Consider the following 12,317-nt stretch of genomic DNA (forward strand, 5'->3'; position numbering starts at 1 on the left):
ATGCTTGGTATCTATTTGATATAATCCCTAAGCCGCAACAGGAGTGTGCAATGAGCATTAGTAAGCAGTATTTGAAAACCAAACCCGCTTGCAAAGTGACCTTTAAGTTGGCAGCTGCTCGCCTGCCTGATGCTACACAGGTTGCTTTGTTAGGGGAGTTCAACGATTGGGATCCTGCAGCCCTTTTGATGAAGAAGAGTAAAGCCGGTGATTTCAGTGCCAGTATTACGTTACCTAAAGATAGCGAATACCAATTTCGTTATCTTATCGATGGTACCACTTGGTTAAATGACGATGAAGCAGATGGCTTTTCACAAAGCGATATGTCGCATGATCAGAACTCAGTATTAAAAATTTAATTAACAAGGGGCATTTCGCCCCTTATTTTTCATAGCCTCAGGCGTTCAATTTAAGTGATAAATTAACCTTTATTGTGGCTTTTGCGCTGCGTTAGCACTTTTCTAAAACTAAACAGCCAACAGAGTATCCGGCGCCAAATGAGCATAAAATGGCTTTGTCACCCGTATCCAATCCTTGTTGATGCAAATGAAAAGCAATAATCGACCCCGCTGAAGCCGTATTGGCATAAGTATCTAACACTAACGGCGCTTCTTCAGGTAAAGGCTCGCGCCCTAAAATTTTCCGCGCAGCGAAGATATTCATATTGATATTGGCTTGATGTAACCACAGCCGTTTTAGCTCGGTTGGCGCAATGTGCTGCGCCGCAAGCTCATCTAAAATGACATCGGCGACAATCGGCAACAACTCTTTGAAAACTTTACGCCCTTGTTGTTTGAAAAAAGGCGTACTGGCATCATGCTGATCAAAGCAATGCTCGGTATAGCCAATATCACAACGAATATTATTAGAAAATTCGGTTTTCAGGCGCATGCCTAAGATACGAAAAGCGTATGGGCTATTTGCGGTTTCTTCCGCTTCAATAAGGGTTGCAGTACACACATCACCAAAAATAAAGTGGCTATCACGATTACGATAATCGACTTGTGGCGAAGCAAATTCGGGGTTGACCACCAAGACGGTTTTCGCCGTGCCACCGCGAATTGCATTGGCAGCATTACTAATGGCAAAGGTGGCAGAAGAACAAGCAACGTTCATATCAAAAGCATAACCGCCCGCCCCTAGCTGCTGTTGCAGTTCTATCGATAAAGCCGGATAAGGGCGCTGCATGTTCGACGCCGCACAAATAATTAAATCGATATCTGCCGGTGTTTTATTCGCTTGAACTAAGGCTTGATGCGCGGCAAACAACGCCATTTCAACCATTTCTGGCATCTGCTCTTCACCACGTTTTTGAAAAATAGGCCGCATCACGGCAGGATCTAAAATGCCGTCTTTATACAACACATGTCGCGATTTAATGCCCGAGGCTTTTTCGATAAACTCGCAACTAGAATACGCCAGTGCCGCTAACTCGCCTGCGGCAATCGCTTCAGCATGTTCCGCATTATATTGATCGGCATACTGATTATAACTTTGTACTAATTCTTCATTACTAATGGTTAGTTCTGGCGTAAATAAGCCAGAGCCGCTGATCACTATGTTTTTCATCGCGCCACCTTGTGTAATTGTGAACCTTTGTCACTTTTGTGGCTCAGTATAACAAACTTGCTGGTCAGAGGTGATGCCAAGTTCAGTTATTGCAGAATATTTCAGCAGTTAGCCTGCTCTTTACTGCCGCCATGCTGGCGATAAGGTACACTTAACTTAACAAGTTCGGTTTTTTGCTGCTAACGACCTAACGTTGGCTAACCGACAACCTCACAGGAGTGTCATGTTCCGATTGATCATGTTTTTAATGTTGTTGCTGCTGCCAAGCATTGCCACGGCGCAAACAAGCTTGCGCCTGACGGGTTTATCTGGCGAGCTGGAAGATAATGTAAAACTTTATCTCGACCGTTATACACCAGACGAGATCTCCACAGCACTGCGTTTTCAATCTCGCTTAGAAGATGACATTAGCACGGCTCTGCAAGCACTGGGCTATTACCACAGCACGGTCAGCATTGAACTGCAACACAGTGGTAAAAATAGTCGGCTGCTCATTCAGGTGGATGCCGGTGAGCCCACGCTTATCAACAAAGCCAATATTCTGATTAACGGCGAAGCGCAAAACGATAGTGATTTTCTGGCACTATTAAAACAAGCCCCCCAAGTTGGCCAAACCGTGCATCATGGCCGCTATGACAGTTTTAAAAAAGCGCTGACAAATTTAGCCCTACGCAAAGGCTATTTTGAGGCAAATTTTAGTCTTGCTCGTTTAGAAGTGGCGCCGGCGCTGAAACAAGCCTTTGTACAACTGACGTTTGACAGTGGCCCTCGTTACCGTTTTGGCCCGGTGAGGTTTCAAGGCAATCAAATTGAAGATGCCCGCTTACAAAGTTTAGTGCCGTTTAAAGTGGGCGATCCTTATCTGGCAACACAACTGGGTGAATTAAACCAAGCGATTGCCAATACCAGTTGGTTTTCTTCTATTTTAGTCACCGGTAATACCGATCAGGTGGCCGAACATATTTTACCGGTGGATGTTGAGCTAGCACCGCGCAAACGCAACAGTATCGAGACCGGTATTGGTTTCTCAGATGATGTGGGCGCGCGCTTAAAGCTCAATTGGTTAAAACCTTGGTTAAATGAGCGTGGTCATAGCTTAGACAGCAAATTAGCGCTGTCGGGGGCCGAGCAAAGTATTCAGGCGGCCTATAAACTGCCATTAGAAAGCGTGGCCACCGATTTCTGGCAATTACAATACGGCCTGCGCAACCGTGATTATCAAGATACCTTGTCAAAAGAGTCTAATTTGGCATTAGAACGGCATTGGCTGCTCAGCAACGATTGGTATCGCACGGCATCGCTACGCTGGTTGTATGAGGATTACACCCAAGCCGATCAACAAGACACCAGCAGCTTAATTATGCCCGGTTTGAGTTTCTCGCGCAGCCGGCAAACGGGTTCAGGCATGCCAACTCGCGCTGATCGCTTGTTATTTGGCGTGGAAGTATCCGATCGCAGTTGGGGCTCTGATGCTAGCTTTGTCAGGTTACGTGGTCGAGCGGGCTACATTACCACCTTTGCCAATAATCATCGTTTCGTCGGTCGGCTAGACGCCGGTGCCGTGCTGATGGAAGATATCGATAACTTACCGCCATCGATCCGTTTTTTCGCTGGTGGCGATAACAACTTACGTGGCTACGCCTATGAATCTGTTTCGCCTCTTAACGATGAAGGCGAACTGATTGGCGGTCGTTACATGACAACGGCCTCAATAGAATATCAATATCGGGTAAAGGGCAACTGGTGGTTAGCCGGCTTTACCGATTATGGCAGTGCTTGGACAGACACCCCAGATTGGAAGCTCGGGGTCGGTTTTGGTGTGCGCTGGGCCTCGCCTATTGGCGCCGTCCGTATCGATTTAGCTTGGGGTTTAGATGCCGTTGATTCCCCTTTCCAACTCCATTTTTCTTTAGGGCCTGAATTATGATCACTCGGTCAGAACAAAGGAGCAGCGTCTAATGCGCGTGCGCCGCTGGTTAAACCGTACACTGGTACTGCCCTTGTTAGCGGTATTACTGTTACTCAGCTTGCTGTTGTTTACGCAGCCAGGGCTACGTTTTAGCGTGTGGATAGCCGATAGCTTGGTCGATGAATTAAGCATCGGCAAAACTGAGGGCGCTTGGTTAAGTGGGGTGAGCTTAGCGGATATTCGCTTTAAAAATGCCATTGCAGATGTGCAACTTGAGAGCCTAACCTTTCGCCTGCAAAAACGCTGCATAATACAGTTGCGTGTGTGTATCCCTGAATTAAAACTGCGTGGTAGTCGGATTGATCTCGCTAGCCTAGCAGAACCCCACCCAGACACGGTAAGCGCAGCACCCGCCGAGGCCAGCGGTTCAGGGCGTATTTTACTTCCTATTCCTATTAACATTAACCGCATCATATTAGAAGATGTGGCCCTCAATACCCCGACTCAGCAACTTGCTTGGCAATCATTTAGTACCACCTTGGTTGCTTGGGGCAGTCGAGTGCGTTTAAGCGAAACACGCTGGCATCAATTAAGCGTTGAGCTCGCGCCAGCAGCTACTGAAACCGCCGCATTAACCGGCTATCATGCGCCGGTATTACCCGAGTTTTCGCTGCCGCTGTCGATCCTGATAGAAGATTTCCAACTGACAGAATTCAGCTTTAAGCAAGCAGGATTGCAACAGCAACTGGCGAAGTTAACTTTGAGTGCCCAGTTAACTCCGCAACAAGTCCGGCTACTGGATGTCAGCGCCGAGCATCCGCTTGCCTCTGTGCAATTCAGCGCCAATGTCGAGTTCAAACCTAACTACCCGCTACAAGCACAACTTGATGCAACGTTAAACCAAGGCGATTTTGCAGGACAACGCTTGAAGTTAACACTCGGTGGCGATCTGGCGGATCTGTCGGTGTCATTGTTGGCTTCAGGGCCGATTACTGCAGAGTTACACAGCGAATTGGCGTTGTTAACCGATGATTTACCGTTGCAACTTAGCCTGCAAAGCCCCCAGTTAAGCTGGCCGTTAAGCGCACCGACTATGCAGTTGCACGACACCCAATTAACAGTGACTGGCCGTTTAAGTGCTTTAAACCTGTCCTTAGCCAGCGCCATCACGGGTAGCAACCTGCCCGACAGTCAACTGCTGCTGCAAGGTCAGTGGCAACATTGGCAACAACAACTTGATCTTGCCCAACTGCAATTGACGACCCTAGGTGGCATTATCAATGCCGAAGGTTTACTCAACTTACAGCAGCAGATAGCCTGGCAATTAGCCCTAACCTTAAGCGATATCCAGCCGGGTCAATATTGGCCTGATTTCCCCGGTCGCTTGCAAGGCTCGCTGCAAACCCAAGGCAGCTATAACACAGCAGGACAACTTGAGTTGCACGTACCACAAGTAAACTTGAGCGGCCCATTACGTGGTCAAGCACTGCAATTACAGGGCGAGTTAGCGCTAACCGGCCAACCCGCGAACGCCGATTGGCAGCTAACAACGCCGGGCTTAACCTTAAGCCACGGCAGCAATACGCTGAGTGTCCAAGGTTCACTGGCAGAACAATGGCAATTGGATGGCGAAATCACACTGCCGCAATTAGCACTGAGTATCCCGGGTTTAAAAGGCGCAATAAACGGTGCTTTATCAGTACGCGGCCTGGCGAAACAGCCTGATATTTCAATCGCACTGAATGCCAGTAAGCTTGACTATGAAGATTTTCGACTGGCCGAAGCGAACCTAACCGCGCAGGTGTCTTTGGCGCAACCGATCCGCAGCCAACTGAAACTGAACGCGACGAAGGGGCAGTATCAACAACAACGTTTGCAGCAATTATCGCTAGAGCTCAGCGGCACCGAGTTGGCACATCAATTAAAACTGGCGCTGACCGCAGATGAGTTCAGTACCGATATCAACTTATCGGGTGCTTTAACCGATCGCCAGCTTTGGCAAGCCGAGCTGCAACAAGTGGCTTTAACCAGCCCAGCAGGCGCTTGGCAATTAACTGCGCCGCTGCCTGTTACCGTCGATATTATCAAGCAACAATTAAGCCTGGCCGCGCATTGTTGGCAGCAAGCCCCCACCACCTTATGTTTAACCGAAGCAACCACCTTAAACCGTGAAGCGATCAGCCTCAGCTTAACGCTAGCAGATTATCAATTAGCGCAATTAAACCCGCTACTGCCCTATCAATCGAGTTTAAAAGGCGGTATTTCACTGCAATTGGCCGCCTATTGGCAACAAGGCCAAGCCGCCAAGGCAACGCTACAATTAAACGGTGAACCGGGCAGTTTTACGCAACAACTGGATGTGCCGGTGACCCTAGATTGGTCGGCATTATCACTCACTGCCTCGCTCGAACAACATCAGCTACGCAGCCAACTTGAGCTGCGTATTGGCAAGGAGGGTGTGTTACAGGCACAAACCTTGATCAGTGATTTAAACCAAGAACAAAAACCGTTACGCAGTGAAATTACGCTACAAAACCTGACATTAGATTTTTTACGGCCGTTACTGGATGAATACAGCGAGCTGGCGGGTACCTTATCCAGCCAATTAAGTATCAGCGGCGATTTAGCCGAGCCGCAAATTGCCGGTGAGCTGCGCCTTGCCGATCTGCGGGTCAAAGGTAAATTAGCGCCAACCGATATTGAGCAAGCCGATTTACAAGTGAAGTTTACCGGTGAACAAGCCAGCTTAAGCGGCATCGTCAACACCCCTGAAGGCCGCGTCACCTTAAGCGGTGATGCTAATTGGCAACAGCGTGAAGATTGGCGTTTAGCGGTGCAAGTTAAAGGGGATGAATTAAAACTGCAGATCCCACAAGCCTTACTGTTTGTAAAACCCGATCTGCAGATCACCGCCGCACCCGGGCGCAGTAAAATAACCGGTTTAGTGCAGATCCCACGTGCAACGATTATCGTTGATAGCTTGCCGCAAAATGCCGTGGGCTTATCCAACGATCTGGTGCTCTTAGATCGCCGCTTAAACCCCATTAGCGAAGAGCAAACGGCGGCCTTTGCCATTGAAACAGACATTCGCGTGCAACTGGGCCAAGCGGTGAATTTATCCGCCTTTGGCTTAAAAACCCGTTTAAACGGTGACTTACGTGTGCAACAACAACAGTTTAACCCCACTGTGCGCGGTGAAGTGAACTTAAAAGACGGTACCTTTCGTGCTTATGGCCAAGACTTATTGATCCGCCAAGGCAAAATGACCTTTAGTGGCCCCGCTGACCAACCGTTCTTAAATGTCGAAGCCATTCGTAACCCAATTAATATGGAAGATGACGTGATCGCCGGTATTCGCGTCACGGGTCCGGCCGATCAACCGGTGATTAGTATTTTCTCCGAGCCCTCCAAACCGCAAGCCAATGCCCTTTCCTATTTAATTATGGGCCGAGATCTCGACAGTGAATCAGGCAATGCCGCCAACAGCGTTACCACCAGCTTAATTGGCATGAGTTTCGCTTCCAGCGGCAAACTGGTTGGGGAAATTGGCGAGGCTTTTGGGGTCAGTGATCTCACTCTGGATACCGAAGGTGCCGGTGATAACTCACAGGTTACCGTCAGTGGTTATCTGACCCGAGATTTGCAACTAAAATACGGTATTGGTATTTTTCAGCCGATTGGCCAGTTTACACTGCGCTATCGCTTAATGCGCAGCCTGTTTTTAGAAGCAGTATCAGGCTTGGATAACGCTGTTGATGTGCTCTACAAATTTGAATTTGATTAAACCAACTTACTTATAAGTGAGCCACGACAGTGGCGACAATAGCACCTTGTTATACATACTTTTTCATTATTGATTGGAGCTCTGCTTTTTCTGTATCTGAGGAAAAAGAAGCAGCAGGGATGATTAAGGCAAAAAGCTTATCTAAGAAAATATAAAGATCACCGCTATTATCTTCTACAGACTCAACGCTTTCCCACTTATAAAAACAATTTCCAAGTGAGTTTATTTCTGTAATTCCGTCAGTACCAAACTCTGGTTTTTTCTCCAAGCATTAAGCCATTTTGATTGGGAATACTCGACTGACGGAGTTTACGCATATTGTTAAAGTAAACGACAATAAACACTACAAAAGGAAGTGCAGTTATTGCCACTGATGGCCAATGAAACCTAGATAATGATATTGAATCAATCTGAAATACAAACATAAAAGCTATGGTTAAAATGCACCAAATAACCATGTTTTTGATGAAACCTATAGCGCCCTTAGGTTGTGGTGTGCACAGGCGTTTAAACGCGTAATGAGTGAAGTTGAGATAATCTTTCTCAGTCACTCTAATTGTCTTAATCATAAATCAACTTTTCCATGTATCTATAACGCAAACTGTCCAGCACACGTAGTGCGCGATGCGAGAACGCTTTGTTAGGAATTTCACTGAACATAGCTATTTGTCATATTTGAGTTTTTGCAAATTGTAAAATAGCGAATTTATATTTCACCCGTTAGCTTAAATTGATAAAACTTTCCGTCCGGTAAATATGTTTCAACATAGAAATTACCTTCAGTTTTAACAGTTAAAAGAGTTTTTTCATTGTGGCTAATTGAAAAACAATATTTATTTTCTGCAGTTTTTGCTACCCAAACAAAAGCTTTTTCTTTATTTGTTAATGTAATAGATTGCGACTTTTCAAATTCAAGGCCCAATAGTCCAGCAAAAGATTTCATTGCAACTAAATCAAATTCGGCAATTTTTGAAACAGTATCTAAGATTGAACCCCGCCAACAGCTTTCTATTGTAACTTCAAGTTTAAGTCCCATTTACTATTCCTTACGCTCCGCGCATGCCCGCGAACTGGTGAGCGTTGCCAAGGTCGCAGGCACTGAATGACGCGGTTTGTCATGTGATGTTCCAACTATGTGCTACAATGTCTAACATTGCAACACACGCTGGAGTAATTAACATGAAAAGCGAAATGCTTAGCACACGCATAGATCATGACACAAAAGTAGCTTTCACCAACATTTGCGATGATGTCGGGCTAAGCCCATCTCAGGCTTTAAAGCTTTTTGCTCGTGCAGTTATCAATCATGGCGGCATACCTTTTGAGCTTAAAGCTCGTCAACCAAATGGAACAACTGCCGCTGCAATTAAAGAATTGGTTGACGGCAAAGGCAAACAAAGCGCATCTGTTGATGATATGTTCAACGAGCTGACCGAGGGCAAGGATCCAAATGCTCACCCTTGAATATTCGACACAATTCAAAAAAGATTTTAAAAAAATCACTAAAATACCTATTCCCGACATTCTCGAAGTCGGGAATATTATTTCCCAGTTACAACGCGGTGAAACGTTACCACCCAAGAATGTTGATCATCCCCTAACGGGAAACTGGCACGGCTTTCGCGATTGCCACATTAAACCAGACCTTATTCTGATCTATAGAATCAACAATGACACACTTCAACTTGCACGAATTGGCTCTCACAGCGAACTTTTCTAACTGCTGCATACATCGCATAACGCCGTCATAAATGGCTAAATAATAGTTGGCTAAAATATGAAGTGAAGCGGAACCGAGACAACTGTTACGTGTACGCTATTTAATGGTCTTGTTATGTTTCTCAGCAAATTCTTGCAAGAGCATTGAATAACCTGATTGCTTTTCAATAGTTTTACCATTTTCAATAACTTGGTAAGTATCATGCAGCCCACCATGTTCATTCAGGTAATCAATTACTTCAAAGTAAAAAGACTCTATAAGCTCTTTATCCCTACTATTTGTAGGTAGCTCTAGTTGAATGCCAACAGTTGAAACTTTTGCAAATAAGTTATTACGCAGTGTACTTATAGCGCCATCGACGTCTTTCTTTTCTTCAAGCCTTTTTAATGCATATAGAAAAAAACGACCATTATCTACATGTTCTTTAGTATATGAAGCCCCATTCATTTGAAACGTCAAGACAGCACCACTAAATAGTCCCGCTACAAAAACTAAGATAATAAATAGACCAACTCCAACCCATGTTAAAATTTTAGACTTCACTGCATTCTCCTAGAAACATAACGCTCGCCTAAATGGCGAGCAACTTGTTGCGAGTCCAGCGGCCGCAGGCCGCTATGTTTAAGGCGCTTGTTAGCATTACTTTTGAGATGACAAAGCGGCCTTTCTTGCTTCGGTTGCTATTTCTTGGGTTATGCCGTCATCAAATGAAAATGAATATATTCTCCAACCGCTTTTGACTTTAAAAAATTGAAACTCATAACGAACAGGTTGCCTATCGTATGTGGCCAAATATGTAACATGAACAAAGTTATCACCAACTGCGTATGTATCAACTTTACCGATATTGTTAATATCTCCTATAAGCCCTTCAAGCGCATTTAATTGATTTTTAACATTTTTAATTTGATCTGGGATTGATGATACGTATTTATTTGTTCGATAAATGGAATCAACTGCTTCATCTACCTTCCCAGATTGATACAACTTAAAGAAATCATCAATCTCGGTTTGATAATCCGCAGCTAAAGAATTAAATGACAGCAAAGTCGCTAAAAATAAAATCGATAACTTCATGTTTGTTAATGCTCCTGTAATGCTAACATTTATTATGTGGACCTCTCAGTTATACTCGAAAGGCAAATTAAACTTATACCCATCAGTTTACCTAAAATCAATAACTTGAGCAGCCAGCCAAGCATTTAATTCACTTTAAATTTACCATGTTACTGAGAAATCTCAGTAACACCCTAACTCCAAATAGAGTAAACATAAGCAATATCATAAGCCTAGGTTAATTGTAGGCTGTGCAATAACCACATCTTGCGGTGTGGCTGTTGATCAGTAAGGCAGGAGTTGTTGCAATTGCTCTTCAGTATTCGCTTTGGAGAGCTCTGTCGGGGGTCTTAATATCTGCCCCCAAAGCTATTTTGCTAAGCAAATACCGCTCTGGCTTTTATTCCCCTTAGAGCGAGCCGACTGATCATCGTTGGCCAAGGTTTTAAGAAAACGGGTGTTTGAGTGCGGCGACGGTAGCGCCGCGCGAGTTACGTTTTCGCCTTGGACAGCGCATGAGCAGTTGGGCTTTCGAGCGGAAGTGGGGTCGCATTTTCTTTGGATACTTTCTTTTGGCGACGCAAAAGAAAGTATCTCGCCAACGGCGAAAAGGTTAAACGCTACGTAAAGCTTCGACTGGAGCACGCGGTAAATACATCCGTGTACGCTCCTCTTTTTCATCCCTGAAAAAGACGTCTCCAGCCAAAGTTTACTTCGCTATTAACTCATCAATAGAGTCTTGGTATCTGCCCCCGAAGCTTGGAGCTTGCTCTGGATTTTAGTCCCCTTAGAGCGAGCCGACTGATCATCGTTGGCCAAGGTTTTAAGAAAACGGGTGTTTGAGTGCGGCGACGGTAGCGCCGCGCGAGTTACGTTTTCGCCTTGGACAGCGCATGAGCAGTTGGGCTTTCGAGCGGAAGTGGGGTCGCATTTTCTTTGGATACTTTCTTTTGGCGACGCAAAAGAAAGTATCTCGCCAACGGCGAAAAGGTTAAACGCTACGTAAAGCTTCGACTGGAGCACGCGGTAAATACATCCGTGTACGCTCCTCTTTTTCATCCCTGAAAAAGACGTCTCCAGCCAAAGTTTACTTCGCTATTAACTCATCAATAGAGTCTTGGTATCTGCCCCCGAAGCTTGGAGCTTGCTCTGGATTTTAGTCCCCTTAGAGCGAGCCAACTGCTCATCGGTGGCCAAGGTTTTAAGAAAACGGGTGTTTGAGTGCGGCGACGGTAGCGCCGCGCGAGTTACGTTTTCGCCTTGGACAGCGCATGAGCAGTTGGGCTTTCGAGCGGAAGTGGGGTCGCATTTTCTTTGGATACTTTCTTTTGGCGACGCAAAAGAAAGTATCTCGCCAACGGCGAAAACGTTAGGATTCTTAGGGTCTTAGTATCTGCCCCGAAGCTAAGTAGTGTAATTCAGTTGCAATATCAGGTCCTATGAGTGCTACTAATTCATGCTGACTGACTTGTAATACCCATCACTTATTGCTTAACCTTGCAGCAACAAGTGCGTGTAACGCCCTAACGAGGCATAAGGCTCTTGTTGATTGTATTGTAACTCGAGCGCTTCAAGTTCGCTGTATTGAGTGATTTGTAGCTGACGATCACGTAAATAATCATGAAAACAGCGTACACCACTTTTACTGATGACGCTGAGCCCCGCTTGTTGACACCACGCCAGCACATCCGCTTGCAGTAACGGCTGTTGTGGGCTTAAGCGCACCGGTTTTTTCACTCGCATATCGGCTTTTACGTAATCAAAGTTGCCATACACAATATTACTAAAGCGTAGCGCGTCTTTATTAAAAAACATCAGCGACAAAATGCCACCGGGCGCCAGCACTTGCCGTAATTGTTGAATTGCGCTGGCCGGATCAACCAACCACTCTAATACCGCATGACAAAGCACCAGCGGATACTGTTGCCCGGCAAGTTGACTGGCCAGGGTTTGTAATGGGCTATGGGTAAAGCGAAACTGTTGCGACAAGTTTGCCGCTGCAGCCTGCGCCTGTGCAATCGCCAGCATGTCGGCAGAAATATCGGTTAAGTGCACCTGATGCCCCAAGGCTGCTAGCCGCAAAGCGAGTTGCCCCTGACCACCGCCGACATCTAACACCGAACAAGGCTTAGCTAACAGCGGTAGCGCCAAGAGATCGCGCATTAACACCGCTTGGCGTAACTGCCCCTTGCTGGTGTTATAAATGTTTTGCTGGAAACGCTCAGCTAATTGATCAAAATTACGATCGGTTAATTTATCACGCATTGCGCCTCTTTGTC

General features: G+C 45.8%; 11 protein-coding genes. 5 read left to right on the forward strand and 6 right to left on the reverse strand.

The window, feature by feature from the left end; all coding sequences use genetic code 11:
* Positions 1-50: 50 nt before the first annotated feature.
* On the forward strand, positions 51-359 hold the full coding sequence (locus L1N97_RS11155; RefSeq protein ID WP_236129833.1) for an isoamylase early set domain-containing protein: 309 nt from the start codon (positions 51-53) through the stop codon (positions 357-359).
* Positions 360-450: 91 nt separating this feature from the next.
* On the opposite strand, the gene L1N97_RS11160 is transcribed toward L1N97_RS11155, so the two are convergent.
* Entirely contained in the window at positions 451-1,569 is a 1,119-nt protein-coding gene (locus L1N97_RS11160; RefSeq protein ID WP_236129834.1) for a beta-ketoacyl-ACP synthase III, read from the reverse strand.
* 223 nt (positions 1,570-1,792) lie between these two features.
* Between L1N97_RS11160 and tamA the strand changes: the two genes are divergently transcribed.
* Both tamA and tamB read left to right on the forward strand, forming a co-directional pair.
* The gene (gene tamA, locus L1N97_RS11165; protein ID WP_236129835.1) at positions 1,793-3,496 is read left to right on the forward strand and encodes an autotransporter assembly complex protein TamA; all 1,704 of its coding nucleotides are present in this window, start codon (positions 1,793-1,795) and stop codon (positions 3,494-3,496) included.
* Positions 3,497-3,527: 31 nt separating this feature from the next.
* On the forward strand, positions 3,528-7,262 hold the full coding sequence (tamB, locus tag L1N97_RS11170) for an autotransporter assembly complex protein TamB (protein WP_236129836.1): 3,735 nt from the start codon (positions 3,528-3,530) through the stop codon (positions 7,260-7,262).
* 49 nt (positions 7,263-7,311) lie between these two features.
* Here the strand turns inward: tamB and L1N97_RS11175 are convergent, their stop codons facing one another.
* The gene (locus L1N97_RS11175) at positions 7,312-7,530 is read right to left on the reverse strand and encodes a YcxB family protein (protein WP_236129837.1); all 219 of its coding nucleotides are present in this window, start codon (positions 7,528-7,530) and stop codon (positions 7,312-7,314) included.
* Positions 7,531-7,968: 438 nt separating this feature from the next.
* Positions 7,969-8,298: a hypothetical protein gene (locus L1N97_RS11180; protein WP_229585808.1), complete on the reverse strand. Its 330-nt coding sequence runs from the start codon at positions 8,296-8,298 to the stop codon at positions 7,969-7,971.
* A 143-nt stretch (positions 8,299-8,441) separates the two neighbouring features.
* On the opposite strand from L1N97_RS11180, the gene L1N97_RS11185 reads away from it, so the two are divergent.
* Positions 8,442-8,726: a type II toxin-antitoxin system RelB/DinJ family antitoxin gene (locus tag L1N97_RS11185; protein WP_236129838.1), complete on the forward strand. Its 285-nt coding sequence runs from the start codon at positions 8,442-8,444 to the stop codon at positions 8,724-8,726.
* The gene (locus L1N97_RS11190; protein ID WP_236129839.1) at positions 8,713-8,982 is read left to right on the forward strand and encodes a type II toxin-antitoxin system YafQ family toxin; all 270 of its coding nucleotides are present in this window, start codon (positions 8,713-8,715) and stop codon (positions 8,980-8,982) included. The genes L1N97_RS11185 and L1N97_RS11190 overlap by 14 nt, the downstream gene beginning before the upstream one ends.
* A gap of 96 nt (positions 8,983-9,078) precedes the next feature.
* On the opposite strand, the gene L1N97_RS11195 is transcribed toward L1N97_RS11190, so the two are convergent.
* The 3 genes from L1N97_RS11195 to L1N97_RS11205 all read right to left on the reverse strand — a co-directional run bounded on the left by L1N97_RS11195 (position 9,079) and on the right by L1N97_RS11205 (position 12,303).
* Positions 9,079-9,525, reverse strand: coding sequence for a hypothetical protein (locus L1N97_RS11195; protein WP_236129840.1), 447 nt, complete (start codon positions 9,523-9,525; stop codon positions 9,079-9,081).
* 96 nt (positions 9,526-9,621) lie between these two features.
* Entirely contained in the window at positions 9,622-10,059 is a 438-nt protein-coding gene (locus tag L1N97_RS11200; protein WP_229585805.1) for a hypothetical protein, read from the reverse strand.
* A 1,470-nt stretch (positions 10,060-11,529) separates the two neighbouring features.
* Entirely contained in the window at positions 11,530-12,303 is a 774-nt protein-coding gene (locus L1N97_RS11205) for a methyltransferase (protein WP_236129841.1), read from the reverse strand.
* Positions 12,304-12,317: the final 14 nt, after the last annotated feature.

The organism is Rheinheimera sp. UJ63 (genome assembly GCF_021568285.1).
Classification (GTDB): Bacteria; Pseudomonadota; Gammaproteobacteria; order Enterobacterales; family Alteromonadaceae; genus Alishewanella; species Alishewanella maricola.